Origin of the sequence: Flavobacterium soyae (assembly GCF_021245985.1) — a bacterium.
GTDB classification, from domain to species: Bacteria; Bacteroidota; Bacteroidia; order Flavobacteriales; family Flavobacteriaceae; genus Flavobacterium; species Flavobacterium soyae.
Genome location: NZ_JAJQXA010000010.1, coordinates 106156 through 121700 on the forward strand (window position 1 = coordinate 106156; position 15545 = coordinate 121700).

Below are 15545 nucleotides of genomic sequence, written 5' to 3' on the forward strand. Positions count from 1 at the left end.
GCGACAATTATGGATTTAAAATTTATAACTATATGAAATTCAATACAAAAGTAATACATGGTGGTCAGCATCATGATCCAAGTACCGGAGCGGTTATGCCGCCGGTGTATCAAACGTCAACTTTTATCCAGACAAGTCCGGGAAAACCTTTGGCAGATTATGAATACAGCCGGGCGTCGAACCCAACCCGTACGGCTCTGGAAGAAGCTTTAGCAAGTATAGAAAACGGTGTACGCGGACTGGCTTTTTCTTCTGGTTTAGCCGCTACAGATTGTATTTTAAGATCGTTTAAAGCAGGTGACGAAGTTATCGCAATGGATGATTTATATGGAGGAACTTACCGTATGTTTTCAAGAATTTATAAAGATTCAGGAATAAAATTCCATTTTGTTGATATGACAGATATTGCAAAATTGAAATCATTAATCAATGAAAATACAAAATTAGTTTGGGTTGAAACGCCGACAAATCCGTTAATGAAATTAGCAGATATTGCAGAAGTTGCAAAAATCACTAAAGAACATAAAATTTGGTTTGCAGTAGATAATACTTTTGCGACGCCATATTTACAAAAACCTCTTGATTTAGGCGCAGATATCGTTATGCATTCGGCTACAAAATATTTAGGCGGACATTCTGATGTTATTGCAGGTGCTTTAATTGTAAAAGACGAAGCTTTGGGAGAGCAATTACATTTTCAACAATTTGCAACTGGCGCAACTTTAGGGCCAATGGACAGTTTTTTAGTTTTAAGAGGGATCAAAACTTTAGCATTAAGGGTGCAGAGACACTGCGAAAATGGAGAAAAAGTAGTGGAATATTTAAGCAAACACCCTAAAATAAATACGGTTTATTATCCAGGATTGCCAAACCACCCATTTCATGAAATTGCAAAAAAACAAATGAAAGCTTTTGGCGGAATGGTTTCTTTTACATTCAAATCAGCTAAAAAAGAAGATTCTATTGCATTTTTAGAAAAATTGAAAGTATTTACTTTGGCAGAATCTTTAGGGGGAGTTGAATCGCTGGCAAATCATCCGGCTTTAATGACACACGCATCGATTCCTGCAGATAAAAGGGCAGAAGTTGGTATAACGGATGATTTAGTAAGATTAAGCGTTGGTATCGAAGATGCGGATGATTTAATCGCAGATTTAGAGCAGGCTTTATCTTAAAAAAAAGCAATAAAAAAATCCAAATTCCAATTGTAACTATTTTGGAATTTGGATTTTTTTTATTTTGGAATTTTTCTTTAAAATTAGAATTCTAAGTAATAGATATATCCAACATTAAACCAAACCTGCCAGTCATTTGACTTATTTTCCGGGTAAAGATCTTTGTTTGGGTTTAAACCGTCAATCCAGTCTGAACTAAAGGCTTGAAAACGCCCCTCAACCATTAAATCGCTCATTTGAGTTAATTTAAGATGGAATCCAACACCAGCTGTTGCTGCTAAAGCTACTCCGTTTTCACTGGCAAAGCCATATTGATGCCCGTCTGAAGGAGTTAAGTATTTTGGAAAAGTTGTTGCGGGAGTTCCTAATTCACCCATTGTTGAGCTTACTTTTGTAGAGTAATAAGATGCTAAAAATCCAACACTTACATACGGACTAAAACCGCCCGGAGTATTTTCGAAATCGTGAATTTTCATAAATGGAGAAAATTCTAACTGGGCTCCAAGATTTAATAAAGTAGATTTACCGCTCATTGCTTTTAGCTGTGAAACGGCCAATTGGTTTTTAGCGGTTTCTAGGTAACCTCCAAAATGATTAAGAGTTGTGGTATTGAATGACAATTCTGACCTAACTTTAAAATGTTCTGTAAAGAAACTTTCTCTGCTATTATTTGCAGAGAAATTAATAAAGTGAACAATTCCTACACCAAAACCGGTATTTCCCACGTTGGTATCAAAATTATGTCTTTGTCCAAAATCCGACTGAAAAGTTACAGGGCCGAATATAATTCCTACTTCTTGTGCAAAATCCGACTGAGCGGTAGCAATTGTAGATATGCCAAATAAGGCGAAAATCGTGAAATATAGGTGTTTAAACATCTCTTGGGGCTTTCAAAATATTGGCAAATATAAAAAAAACATACACGAATCAAAATAATATACACTTCTATTAAAAATTTAATAACAAAATACTTAATTTTCTGACTTTAAAGGTGGTGAATTGCTGTAAATTCGGAGGTGTAAAATTGTATTTTTAAGATTGTTTAAAAAATACACAATTCTGCTCCAAAAGCAAAAAAAAATAACAAACCATGATCATTTTGATATATCTTTGTATGTTATAACGAAAACGTTTTCTTAAAATGTATTTTCTTATGTAATTGATTAAGTTTAAAACTATTATTTGAATAATTTATTGTAAAATGGAACAAAAAATAAATGAATTTATGGCTCTTGTTGAGTCAAAAAATCCAAACGAGCCAGAATTTCTTCAAGCCGTTAGGGAATTTGCAGAAACGGTAATTCCATTTATCGCAGAAAGAAAGAAATATGATGGGAAAAATTTACTTCTTAGAATTGCAGAACCAGAAAGATCTATAATTTTTAGAGTTCCTTGGGTTGATGACAAAGGAGAAATAATCGTAAACAGAGGTTTTAGAATTCAAATGAACTCAGCGATTGGTCCATATAAAGGCGGAATCAGATTTCACCACACTGTAAACCTATCAGTTTTAAAATTTTTGGCTTTCGAACAGGTTTTCAAAAATAGTTTAACAACGCTTCCAATGGGTGGAGGTAAAGGAGGTTCTGATTTTGATCCTGAAGGTAAATCTGATGGAGAAATCATGCGTTTCTGCCAGTCATTCATGACAGAATTATGCCGTCATATTGGTCCTGACTTAGATGTTCCTGCTGGGGATATTGGTGTTGGTGCCAGAGAAATTGGTTATTTATTTGGTCAATATAAAAGAATTAGAAATGAGTTTACCGGAGTTTTAACCGGAAAAGGACTTGCTTACGGTGGTTCATTAATCAGACCAGAAGCTACAGGTTATGGAGTAGTTTATTTTACAGATCAAATGCTTCGTACTATTGGTCACGAAATTAAAGGTAAAAGAGTTGCTATTTCAGGATTTGGAAATGTAGCCTGGGGTGTAGCATTAAAAATAAATGAACTAGGTGGAAAAGTAGTTACTATTTCCGGGCCTGACGGTTACATTTATGATGAAGAAGGTATCTCTGGAGAAAAAATCGATCACATGGTTGAAATGAGAGCTACTGGAGACAACAGAGCAGAACTTTATTTAAAGAAATATCCAAACGCAGTTTTCCACAAAGGAAAAAGCCCTTGGGAAGTAAAAGTTGATATTGCAATTCCATGTGCAACTCAAAACGAATTGAATGGAGAGGATGCTAAAAAGCTTATTGATAATGGTGTTTTATGTGTAACTGAAGCGGCTAATATGCCATCAACTTTAGATGCTATTAAACTGTTCTTAGATAATAAAGTACTTTTTGCTCCTGGTAAAGCGGCAAATGCCGGCGGAGTTGCTGCATCTGGATTAGAAATGACGCAAAACTCTATTCGTTTAAACTGGACAAGCGAAGAAGTAGATTTAAGATTAAAAGATATCATGGTTGGAATTCACAACCAATGTAAAAAATACGGTGCAGGAGATGATGGTTATGTAAACTACGTAAAAGGAGCTAACATTGCCGGATTTGTTAAAGTTGCCGATGCTATGCTTGCTCAGGGTGTAGTTTAAGATTAATTACAATTGAAAAATGCTCTCATTTGTCGTAAGGATAAATCGAGAGCATTTTTTTATTTAGTAGAAGAAGAAAAATCAAATACTTTCGTTTGTAGTATATTTGTCTATCCGATTATCTGTAAAAAATGACAAGAAAGTTTCTTTACGTTTTATTTTTAGTACTGTTTCAATCTGGCTTTGCACAAGGTCAATTGTCCTGGCAGGGCTATTTTTCATTTAATGAAATAAAAGATATTTCAGAATCTTCGACAACGGTTTTTACTGCTTCAGAAAATGCTTTGTTTTCTAAAAATGCGGCTTCAAATGCGGTAAAAACAATAACAACTGTCGAGGGACTTTCCGGACAGACAATTTCTGCTGTATATCATAGCGAAAGTTTCAAAAAGACAATTGTTGGTTATGAAAACGGTTTAATGATCATAATTAATGAAACAGATGGCAGCATAATAAAAAAAGTAGACATCATTAATAAGCAGTTAGCTGCTAGTATTAAAAAGATTAACCATTTAATGGAGCATAACGGGTTATTGTATGTTTCCTGCGATTTTGGAATTGTGCAGTTCAATTTGACAACATTACAATTTGGAGATACTTATTTTATAGGAGATAACGGAGCAGAAATCAGTATAAAACAAACCGCTTTTTTTAATGGATTTATTTTTGCGGCAACTTCAAGCGGAATTAGAAGAGCAGATATTACAAATCCAAATTTAAACGATTATAGCCAGTGGACTGTTGTAAATACGGGGAATTGGTCAAGTATTACAACATTAGATGCAGAACTTATTGCAATTAATTCAACAGGAAATATTCACAGATATAATTCGAATAATTTTGTTGGTTTTTTACAGCTTCCGCAGCCTTCTGTTGATATGCGTGCGGTAAATCACAATTTATTTATTACAACCTCAGGTTCAGTTTACATATATAACAGTCAAATGATTTTAAATCGTGAGATAGTTAATACGCAGCTTCCAGACATTAATCTGACCTTTTCCTGTGCATCAGCAGTTGGCGATTTAATTTACATCGGAACTAAAGAAAAAGGGGTGTTTTCTTCCACATTTTCCGGAATTGGAACTTTTGAAAACAATACACCAACCGGTCCTTCACGAAATAATATCTTTTCACTTGATGTTACACCAAATGTTCTTTGGGCTGTATATGGAGATTACGATATTTATTACAATCCTTATGACTTAGATAGCTATGGTATAAGTAAACTTAACAACTCAAAATGGTTAAATATCCCATATTCAGAAGTTTATGATGCAAAGTCGATTACTCGTGTTATTGTAAATCCAAGTAATGAAAAACAAGTCTATGCGAGTTCTTTTTTCTCTGGATTATTGCGAATTGAAGATGATATTCCGAATTTTTTATACAATGAAAAAAACAGCGGTTTAGAAACTTTGACATATGAAGGTCCAAATTATATTGATGTTCGTATTAACGGAACTGCATTTGACAGAACAGGAAATCTATGGGTAACAAACAGCCGAATTAAAAACGGATTAAAAGTTTTAAAAACAGATGGCCAATGGCAGAGTTATGCTACAAGCACAATTTTAAGTAATGCCGAAAATACAAGCTATGCTAATGTCGTTATTGATAAAAATAACGTAAAATGGATTTCTACAAACAATGAAGGTGTAATCGCCTTTAACGAAAGCACCAACACTTTCAAAAAAATGACCTTTGGCACCGATGCAGGAAATTTGCCGACAGCAGATGTAAGGTCGGTTGCAATCGATACTAAAAATCAGCTTTGGATAGGAACAACAAAAGGATTAAGGGTTTTGTCGAACGTTGGAAATTTCCAGGCCGAAAGCCAGTTAAAAGCAAATCCGATAATTATAATGGAAGATAATCTGGCTCAGGAATTAATGTATGAGCAGTTTATTACTTCGATTGTAGTTGACGGCGCCAATAATAAATGGATTGGTACTGCGGATTCTGGCGTTTTTATGGTTTCGCCAAATGGTCAGGAAACCAAATATCATTTTACAATTAATAATTCGCCTTTGCCAAGTAATACTGTAAACGATATTAAAATTAATAGTGCAACCGGAGAAGTTTTTATAGCAACGAACAAAGGAATGATTTCGTTTAAAGGAATTGCAACGGGAGCAAATGAAGATTTGAATAATGTTTATGTATATCCAAATCCGGTTAGGCCAACTTATTCCGGAACAGTAAAAGTTGCCGGTCTAATTGATAAAGCCAATATAAAAATTACTGATATCGAAGGAAATCTGGTTTACGAAACAACTTCAGAAGGAGGAACCATAGAATGGGACACCACCGCTTTCGGAAAATATAAAGTAGCATCAGGCGTTTATATGATTTTTATTTCTGCACAAGACGGCGGGGAAACTAAAGTCAAGAAAGTTATGATTATTCGATAGTTTTCAGTCTCAGTGGCAGTTTAAAATTTAGATTTCTAAAATCTAAAATCAGCAATCTAAAATCTAAAATCCTGTGCTCGTCAAAACCAAAGCAATAGTAATTTCATCTTTAAAATTTCAGGAAAAAAGCTTGATTGTAAAATGTTTTACACTTTCAAACGGACTGAAATCTTATTTTGTGCGCGATGCTTTTTCGAGCAGAAAAGCAAGTCATAAAATTGCGTATTTCCAGCCATTATCGATTTTAGAAATCGAAGCTGTTCATAAAAATAAAGGCACTCTTGAAAATTTTAAAGAAATAAAAAACGGAATCCCTTTTCAAACCATCCATACTGATATTGTAAAAAGTACGATGGTTATGTTTCTGTCAGAGATACTTCATTATTCTATTCAGGAAGAAGAAAAAAACGAATCCCTTTTCTTGTTTTTAGAAACCGCATTGACTTGGCTGGATAATCATGATGAAATTTCTAATTTTCATTTGATTTTACTTTTAGAAATTACAAAATATTTAGGGTTTTATCCAGATGTTTCAGAAATTAACCTGCCTCATTTTGAAATGAATGACGGTATTTTTACATTTTCCCATGGCGGAAATGTGCTTTCAGAACACGAAACAAATTTGCTTAAAAAGCTAATCGATTTAAAGTTTGATAACAATCAAAAAGTGTTTCATGTACTTGAAAGACAAGTTTTACTGAAGATTTTAATTGATTACTACAGCTTTCATTTAGAGGGATTCAAGAGGCCAAAATCACTAGAAGTTTTGAAAGAAATATTTTCTTAAACTGAATCCTATTTTTATATATTTGTGCAGCGAATTTTTATTAAAATAATACTAAACATTTTTTTAATAAGTTGATTCAGAAATATTAGCCTCAGACAAATATTAAATTTTTAATGAAAAATCAATTACTATGAAAAAAATTACTTTTTCGATTATTTTGCTTTTATTAGTCAGCGTTTCGGCCATTTCTCAAAGGAAATACGACGAAATTGTTAAGACAGAAAACACTGTACAGGATTTGGTACAAAACGGAATTACAGGTATCGTTGTTTTTAAAGAAGGAGGAACTGTAAAAGGTTTAGATCCTGAAACTAAAAAAGTGGTATGGACTTTAACAAAAGACGATTTTGGAGCTACATCTGCAGGAGATATCTTAACAGATCCTGATTTTGGAAAAGTTTTTAAAGACAAAAGTGCTTTAACAACTGTTCCGGGCAGCCCATATGTTGAAGCTTACATCAACAATAAATACATTATCATTAATACAGATACTGGTAAAATTGTTTACAATTCATCAAAAGAATCTTTTTGGGTAACACAATCAGACTTTATTCCTGAAACTGATGAGTATTTGCTTACGCTGAAAAAAGACGGCGATATGGCAATTGCTTTATTAGATATGAAAACAGGTGAGTTGAAATGGAATACAACTGTAGATAAAGCAAAATCATTATTTAGCTTTTCTTTCAAAGAATCTGCAAATACAAATATTGCTACAGTTCACGGATCAGTAATTTACTATTTGTTGTACGGTAAATTATATTCTTTTGACAGAAATTCAGGAAAATTGAACTGGAAAGGTGATGAAGATTATTCTAAATTCTTTTTAACTCAAAATGATAAAAACATTGTTGTAGTAAATAACGCCGGGACTTTCTCTACAAAACAATATTTAAATGTTTTAAATACAGAAACAGGAAAAAGTATCTGGAAAGAATCTATTAAAACAAAAAGAGTAGTTTATCTTGAAGATTGGGGAACAAAATTATTAGTTGCTCATTACAGCGGTTTCAACTTTTTTGACTTAAAAACAGGTGAAAAAATCTGGAAAAAAGATGCTCGTGGAGATGGTTTGAAAAGAGTAATTCCTATCGATCAGGATTTCTTATACGTTGCAGAAAACGAAATGATGTTAATCAACAAAGATGGAGAAAAACTTTGGAAAAAATTCATTGAAATCTCTGATGACAAAGAAGACCCAATTTATTACTTAGGAAAAGTAGGAGAAAAAGTAATGTACCTTACAGGAACTTACGGAAACATGGTAGATTATAAAACAGGTGTTAAACTTTGGAAACGTAATATTCAGTTTGACAAAGACCGTCCGGTTTTGCCTACTTATGACGAAGCTACAAATTCTTACTTAGTATATAACGACGAGAAATTATACAAATTTGATCCAAGCATCAGCGATAAACCAGAGCCATTTGCTAAAGTGAACATCAAAAAAGAAAAAGAATTAAACAGTATCGAATTGTTTCCTTGGGGAGTTGTACTTTCCGGACCGGTTGAGGTAATGGGAGTTAATATGGATGGAACAATTAAATACCACCTTACGTATTCACAGCCGGGAGAAACATCAAGACGTCTTTTAAAAAGTGCTGCAATTGCAGGAAGTATTGGTTTAGGTATTGGTGCAGGAGTAAGTGAAGTAAAAGGATCTGAAATAACGATGACATACCGTGATTCTAGCGGAAACATGAGAACTTCAGTTGTGAGAAACGAAGATAAAAATAACATGAACCAGGCAAAAAATTATGCAGCCGGAGCAGCAGCTCTTGGTATTGTAGCGGCTAAGTTCAATTCTCGTTTTAATGCAATGAAACAAAACAGAGACTTCTCTTATATTTTTGCAAAAGCAGATTCTGGAGAAAAAGTTTTGGTAAAAGTGAGTAAAAAAGACGGAGTTGAAGTTGATAAAATCATTTTTACTAACAATCAGCCGGTTTATGAAATAGATCCGGCGACACAAAACATTTTTTATGTGTCTGATAAATCTATTCAGATTTTTAATAAAAAATAAGATAACTAAAAACTCAAAGCCATCAGGATTTTTTTCTGATGGCTTTTTTTTTGCCTATGAAAAAAATAGTACTCTTAATTGCCTTGTTTGTAATTGGTTCAGTTCAGGCACAAGAAAAGATAAGTTCCAGAAAAAAGAAATTTTATATACCCGTAATTAAATATCCGGAATATCCTGTTCTTGATAATGTATTAACGCAGACCACTTTTTATCAAATGGATAAACAGTTAATACAAGAAGAACCTATATTGAAGAAAAATTATTTTAACATAGAAGGTTTTATAAAAGATCCTGCAAACGGAAAACTGAGAATTTATTTAACCATCGAACTGCCGCAATATAAAGCGACAAAAATCGATAGTGTATTTGATAAAAAGGAAAATAGCTGGAAATTTCAGGCATTTTCTAATTATAGTGTAAAAATAAAAATGGAAGCAAAATGTGCTGATAAGCTTCTGTTAACCAAAGATTTTAATACTGTCGAATCGTATTTAATTGCAGGAGGCTATCAAAAAGATAATTTGAAAGCTGCAGTAGATATGAATAATAAAAAAATTGCAGAAGCAGAGAAAGATGGTAATTATACCGTTGCAGAGTTAGGATTAGATACAGTAATTTACAGTTCTGTTCAGGCAATACAAAACTATCTTAACTACAAATTAAAGTATACTATAGACGAATCTAAAATAAAGTTTGAATTTGTAACTTCAAAAGGACATTCAGAATACAATCAGATGCTGGCATTTGAGAACGAAATTACGGCTCAGATGGAAAAAGTAACACTTGAAAAAGGTTTAGACGAAAAATCGTTAACGCCGCATTTGCAGTATCTGGAAAGTTTATTGGTAAAATATCCGCCTTCACCAGCAAACGAAAACATCCGGTTTATAGTAACAAACAACTTAGCAGAAACTTATTTTTTACTTGAAAACAAAGAAAAAGCATTAATGTATGCTAATTTACTTATCGAGAATGATAAACAGGATTCCAGAGGATCTTCGATTGTAAAAAAAGTAAATAACGGCTATTTTGTCGATAAAAAAATAAGAAGCCATACCACACGTTTTGCAGATCTTAAAAAACTAGGTCTTAAAATAGCAGAAGAAAAAGAAGAAAAAAGGTTAGCCTTTTTTGAAAAAATAGAGCAGCAGGATGCTGAATGGGAAAGTGAAAAAGCACGCCGTGAAGCTTATTTAGAAAAAGGCAAAATTAAAAGATTTAATCTTCTGGATTCTATTCCATACCAGTCAAATGCAAATTTACTGGCAAAAGTAGTAGATAATTTAGGGGGAAGCCAGGCTTTGAAAAAAGTAGAAAAAGCACATTACTTTTCTAAACTTTCTATAGAAGGAAATAACGTGCCCCAAACAGAAGAAAAATGGGCGACAAGCACAAATTATCTTTTGAAGAAAAAAATGCCCGAAACCTATTATGAAATTGTAAATGGAGCAGAAGCCTGGAGTCATGACGATCGCGAAAGCGGTTTAAATGCCAAATGGGCAAAATCGACAACTTACGATTACAACAATTTATCTAAAAATGTTGATTTAATTAATTTTCTTACAGATTTAAGACTTGATTTATGGAATAATTTTGAAGTTTTGCAAGATGAAATGTACGAAGGAAGATTGTGTTATCATTTGAACTATTTTGAAAAAACCTTAAGTTCAGGAAACAGAACGATTCCTAAAACAGATTATCATGTTTTTATTGATAAAGAAAATTACAATATCGTTTCGACAGAAAAAACAGAATTTGACAACGGAAATAAAAGCTTTTTTGAAAGAAGACTTTATGGCGATTACCGTCCGGTCCCAACATTAAATTCAGGAAAAATACCGTATAAAATTAATTACGAAATTGAAGATTTTAACGGAGAAACCATTTATCAGGAAGTACGTGAAAAAGTAGAAATAAATCCTGTTTTTGGAAATCGAATTTTTATGAAAGAAGTCTATTTCGGAGGATTTAAGTAGTCCTTTTTAATTCTTCCGGGAAAATAATTAGAATTGGTTAGTTTTTGGTTTGTTCGCTCAAAAATTTGAGATTACTGCCAAAAATTGACCAATTCTTTTGTTTTTGTACCCATTATCCCAACAAAAGTTTGTGAAATTTAAAGAAATTGATGGACAATAATTCAAAATTCCTTACTTTCGCACCTCGTTTAAGAAAAGGATAAAATGAGTACAAAATTTACTGAGTACAAAGGACTTGACTTGCCAACTGTAGCGTCGGAAGTTCTTGATTTTTGGAAGAAAGAAAATATATTTGAAAAGAGTGTAACTACTCGCGAAGGTGCAGAGCCTTACGTATTTTTTGAAGGTCCGCCTTCAGCAAACGGATTACCGGGAATTCACCACGTGATGGCACGTGCGATTAAAGATATTTTTTGCAGATATAAAACTCAAAAAGGCTTTCAGGTTAAAAGAAAAGCAGGCTGGGATACTCACGGTTTACCTGTAGAATTAGGAACCGAAAAAGAATTAGGAATTACAAAAGAAGATATTGGTAAAACAATTTCTATCGAAGAATATAACGAAGCGTGTAAAAAAACCGTAATGCGTTATACCGACGTATGGAATGATTTGACCGAAAAAATGGGGTATTGGGTAGATATGGAAGATCCATATGTAACTTATAAACCAAAATACATGGAATCTGTTTGGTGGCTTTTAAAACAAATCTACGATAAAGGTTTGTTGTACAAAGGATACACGATTCAGCCGTATTCTCCAAAAGCAGGAACAGGATTGTCTTCTCACGAAGTAAATCAGCCCGGAGCTTATAGAGATGTTACTGATACTACGATTGTAGCGCAGTTTAAAACATTGCCGGAGACATTGCCAAGCTTTTTACAAGGTTTTGGGGATGTTCACATTTTGGCCTGGACGACAACGCCTTGGACATTGCCATCGAATACAGCTTTAACAGTTGGTCCAAAAATCGATTACGTTTTAGTAAAAACATTCAATCAATATACTTTTGAGCCAATCAATGTTGTTTTGGCTAAAAATTTAGTTGGAAAACAATTTGGGAAAGGATTTTTCGCAAGTGAAGACGATGCTGATTTCGACAAAGTAAAAAATGGAGACAAACAACTTCCATATAAAATAGTAGCTGAAGCAAAAGGAGCTGATTTAGTAGAAATTCGTTACGAACAATTATTGCCTTATGTATTACCATACGAAAATGCCGAAAATGCATTTAGAGTAATTACCGGAGATTTCGTAACTACCGAAGACGGAACAGGAGTAGTGCATACAGCACCTACTTTTGGTGCAGATGATGCTAAAGTAGCAAAAGAAGCAAAACCGGAAGTGCCGCCAATGTTGGTTTTAGACGAAAACGGAACAGCAGTTCCTTTAGTAGATTTACAAGGAAAATTCACTTCGCATATGGGTGATCTTGCCGGTAAATATGTGAAAAACGAATATTATGATGCAGGACAAGCGCCAGAGCGTTCTGTTGATGTTGAAATTGCTATTCGATTAAAAGAAGAAAATAAAGCCTTTAAGGTTGAAAAATACGTACATAGTTATCCACACAGTTGGAGAACTGATGAGCCGTTGTTATATTATCCGCTAGATTCCTGGTTCATAAAAGTAACCGATGTAAAAGATAGAATGTTCGACCTGAACGAAACTATCAATTGGAAACCTAAATCTACTGGTGAAGGACGTTTTGGAAATTGGTTGAAAAACGCCAACGACTGGAACTTATCTCGTTCTAGATATTGGGGGATTCCATTGCCAATCTGGAGAACAGAAGATAAAAAAGAAGAAGTTCTGATTGGTTCTGTTGAAGAATTATACAATGCGATCGAGAAATCTATCGAAGCAGGTTTTCAAAAAGAAAACCCATTCAAAGGTTTCGAAATCGGAAACATGTCTGAATCTAATTATGATTTAATTGATTTACACAAAAATGTAGTGGATCAGATTACTTTAGTTTCGGCTTCAGGTAAGCCAATGAAACGCGAGAGCGATTTAATTGACGTTTGGTTTGATTCTGGAGCAATGCCTTATGCACAATGGCATTATCCTTTTGAAAACAAAGATAAAATTGACGAGAACAAAGATTTTCCTGCAAATTTCATTGCAGAGGGAGTCGATCAGACTCGCGGATGGTTTTATACCTTACACGCAATCGGAACTTTGGTTTTTGATAAAGTAGCCTATAAAAACGTAGTTTCAAATGGTTTGGTTCTGGACAAAAACGGACAAAAAATGTCTAAACGTCTGGGGAATGCAACAGATCCTTTTGAAACAATTGCAGAATACGGCCCAGATGCCACACGCTGGTACATGATTTCAAACGCAAATCCTTGGGATAACTTAAAATTTGACATTGAAGGAATTGCTGAGGTTCGCCGTAAGTTCTTTGGAACGCTGTACAACACGTATTCATTCTTTTCGTTATATGCTAATATTGACGGATTTAAATACGCTGAAGCAGAAATTCCGTTAAACGAAAGACCGGAAATCGATCAATGGATCATTTCAGAACTTCATACCTTAGTCAAATTTGTTGACGAATGTTATGAAGATTATGAGCCAACGAAGGCTACAAGAGCAATTTCTGATTTTGTTCAGGAAAACTTAAGTAACTGGTACGTTCGTTTATGCCGTCGTCGTTTCTGGAAGGGTGAATATGCCCATGATAAAATTGCTGCCTATCAAACGCTTTATACCTGCTTGTTAACAATCAGTAAATTAAGCGCTCCCGTAGCTCCTTTTTTCATGGATAAATTGTACAGAGATTTAACGAGTTCAACGCAAACCGAGCAATTTAGCAGTGTTCACTTGGCTGAGTTTCCAAAATTTGTCGAAAACTTTGTTAATAAAACGTTAGAAAGCAAAATGCAAAAGGCGCAAACGATCTCATCTTTAGTTTTATCATTACGTAAAAAAGAGATGATAAAAGTACGTCAGCCTTTGCAAAAGGTAATGATTCCGGTGCTTGACGAGAATCAGAGAGCTGAAATCGAAGCGATTTCTGACTTGGTAAAAGCCGAAGTAAACGTGAAAGAGATTGCACTTTTAGACGATGATTCTGGTATTTTAGTAAAGCAGATTAAGCCTAATTTTAAGGCTCTTGGACCACGTTTTGGAAAGGATATGGGATTGATTTCTAAGGAAATACAAGCTTTTTCTGCAGATCAGATTAATCAATTAGACAAGCAGGGAACGTTAGATATTGTTATTGCTGGAAATAATGTAACTTTATCACTAGAAGACGTCGAAATAACATCGCAGGATATTGAAGGATGGCTGGTTGCAAATTCAAACGGAATTACAGTTGCGCTTGATATTACAATATCTGAAGAATTGAAAAACGAAGGTATCGCGAGAGAATTAGTAAACAGGATTCAGAATATCCGTAAAGATTCAGGATTTGAAGTTACTGATAAGATCAAAGTACAAATAAAAAGAAACGGTTCTTTAGCAGAAGCGGTTTCTAAAAACGAAGACTATATTAAGTCTGAGACGCTGACAGATAATTTGGTTTTTGTGGATGCTTTAGAAAACGGCACAGAAATTGAGTTTGATGATATTAAAACATTGATATTAATTTCAAAATAATATAATACCATGATAGATGAAATTACAAGATACTCTGACGCCGATTTGGCGGAGTTCAAAGAAATAATCCAAAATAAAATACAAAAAGCACAAGCAGATCTTGATTTGATTAAGAGTGCATACATGAATGATTTGAATAACGGAACCGATGATACTTCTCCAACTTTTAAAGCTTTTGAAGAAGGAAGCGAAACAATGTCTAAAGAAGCTAACTCTCAGTTAGCAATTAGACAGGAAAAGTTTATTCGCGATTTAAAAAACGCGTTATTCCGTGTTGAAAACAAAACATACGGTATCTGCAAAGTAACAGGTAAATTAATCAGCAAAGAAAGGCTTAAAATCGTTCCTCATGCAACAATGAGTATCGAAGCTAAAAATTTGCAGAGATAATTAAAATACATAATAAAATAAGCGCTCCTTTCAGGGGCGTTTTTTTGTTTAATCTTTTGGGGTTTAAAGCCGGGGCTTTTTTTTGCTTTTTTGAGAGAATTCAATTATAAACTAAAAAAATACCAAAATCAAAGATTTGTTTTTTGTAAGAAATAAAAGTTTAAAAATTGAAAGAAAAGAAAAAATTTTAATTAGAACTGCCTTAATGCAGACAGCTCTAATTACAATAAAATTAAGCCAGATTTTTTTCTAAATCTGCCTTGTGTTTTCTCAAAACCGCTCTTGTCATTCCAAGATTTGCTTTGGTGGCATCAGCGGCAAGATAAATCATGAATTTTTTGTTTGGCGAAATGTCGATAATGTGAATTTGATTTGAAAGTGTAATCAAAATATCCTCGATATCCTGATTTAAATTTAAAGCCTTTACGGCGTTTAATTTTGCTTTTACAACTTCCAGATTATAAGCGGCGGCCAATTCAGGATCAAAAGCTGAATCTACTGTAATGTTGCCAAAGCTTAGTCCTGTTTCAATTTCTGTTACAGATACGGCTATAAAGCCGTTTACGTTAGTTTTCATTTCGTTTAAAAACACGTTTAAAAAATCGTTACTCATAGTTCTTGGGGTTTGT

At 33.8% G+C, this 15545-nt stretch carries 10 protein-coding genes; 8 read left to right on the plus strand and 2 right to left on the minus strand.

Features of this window, described 5'->3' with window-relative positions:
• Positions 1-32 precede the first annotated feature (32 nt).
• Positions 33-1175: a cystathionine gamma-synthase gene (locus tag LUU93_RS14030; RefSeq protein WP_232681769.1), complete on the plus strand. Its 1143-nt coding sequence runs from the start codon at positions 33-35 to the stop codon at positions 1173-1175.
• An 83-nt stretch (positions 1176-1258) separates the two neighbouring features.
• On the opposite strand, the gene LUU93_RS14035 is transcribed toward LUU93_RS14030, so the two are convergent.
• Complete coding sequence (locus LUU93_RS14035; RefSeq protein WP_232681770.1) at positions 1259-2053, minus strand: THC0290_0291 family protein; 795 nt, start codon at positions 2051-2053, stop codon at positions 1259-1261.
• A 323-nt stretch (positions 2054-2376) separates the two neighbouring features.
• Between LUU93_RS14035 and gdhA the strand changes: the two genes are divergently transcribed.
• From gdhA to LUU93_RS14070, 7 genes are all read left to right on the plus strand, one after another.
• A complete protein-coding gene (gene gdhA / locus LUU93_RS14040) occupies positions 2377-3720 on the plus strand; it encodes an NADP-specific glutamate dehydrogenase (protein ID WP_232681771.1) in 1344 nt (447 codons plus the stop codon).
• Between the two features lie 131 nt (positions 3721-3851).
• Entirely contained in the window at positions 3852-6134 is a 2283-nt protein-coding gene (gene porZ / locus LUU93_RS14045; protein WP_232681772.1) for a type IX secretion system anionic LPS delivery protein PorZ, read from the plus strand.
• A 73-nt stretch (positions 6135-6207) separates the two neighbouring features.
• Positions 6208-6921, plus strand: coding sequence for a DNA repair protein RecO (gene recO, locus LUU93_RS14050; protein WP_232681773.1), 714 nt, complete (start codon positions 6208-6210; stop codon positions 6919-6921).
• A 130-nt stretch (positions 6922-7051) separates the two neighbouring features.
• Positions 7052-8944 carry an outer membrane protein assembly factor BamB family protein gene (locus LUU93_RS14055; RefSeq protein ID WP_232681774.1) on the plus strand — a complete coding sequence of 631 codons (1893 nt, stop codon included), beginning with the start codon at positions 7052-7054 and terminating at the stop codon, positions 8942-8944.
• Between the two features lie 56 nt (positions 8945-9000).
• A complete protein-coding gene (locus tag LUU93_RS14060; RefSeq protein ID WP_232681775.1) occupies positions 9001-10920 on the plus strand; it encodes a hypothetical protein in 1920 nt (639 codons plus the stop codon).
• Positions 10921-11124: 204 nt separating this feature from the next.
• A complete protein-coding gene (gene ileS, locus LUU93_RS14065; protein ID WP_232681776.1) occupies positions 11125-14526 on the plus strand; it encodes an isoleucine--tRNA ligase in 3402 nt (1133 codons plus the stop codon).
• Between the two features lie 9 nt (positions 14527-14535).
• Positions 14536-14916, plus strand: coding sequence for a TraR/DksA family transcriptional regulator (locus LUU93_RS14070; RefSeq protein WP_026983623.1), 381 nt, complete (start codon positions 14536-14538; stop codon positions 14914-14916).
• Between the two features lie 232 nt (positions 14917-15148).
• Here LUU93_RS14070 and LUU93_RS14075 read toward each other — a convergent pair whose 3' ends face one another.
• Positions 15149-15529 (minus strand): hypothetical protein, encoded by a 381-nt coding sequence (locus LUU93_RS14075; RefSeq protein ID WP_232681777.1) that lies wholly within the window; start codon positions 15527-15529, stop codon positions 15149-15151.
• Positions 15530-15545: the final 16 nt, after the last annotated feature.

Coding starts and splice junctions, on each gene's coding strand:
- LUU93_RS14030 (WP_232681769.1), top strand. CDS start 33: ATGAAATTCAATACAAAAGTAATACATGGTGGTCAGCATCATGATCCA.
- LUU93_RS14035 (WP_232681770.1), bottom strand. CDS start 2,053: ATGTTTAAACACCTATATTTCACGATTTTCGCCTTATTTGGCATATCT.
- gdhA (WP_232681771.1), top strand. CDS start 2,377: ATGGAACAAAAAATAAATGAATTTATGGCTCTTGTTGAGTCAAAAAAT.
- porZ (WP_232681772.1), top strand. CDS start 3,852: ATGACAAGAAAGTTTCTTTACGTTTTATTTTTAGTACTGTTTCAATCT.
- LUU93_RS14055 (WP_232681774.1), top strand. CDS start 7,052: ATGAAAAAAATTACTTTTTCGATTATTTTGCTTTTATTAGTCAGCGTT.
- LUU93_RS14060 (WP_232681775.1), top strand. CDS start 9,001: ATGAAAAAAATAGTACTCTTAATTGCCTTGTTTGTAATTGGTTCAGTT.
- ileS (WP_232681776.1), top strand. CDS start 11,125: ATGAGTACAAAATTTACTGAGTACAAAGGACTTGACTTGCCAACTGTA.
- LUU93_RS14070 (WP_026983623.1), top strand. CDS start 14,536: ATGATAGATGAAATTACAAGATACTCTGACGCCGATTTGGCGGAGTTC.
- LUU93_RS14075 (WP_232681777.1), bottom strand. CDS start 15,529: ATGAGTAACGATTTTTTAAACGTGTTTTTAAACGAAATGAAAACTAAC.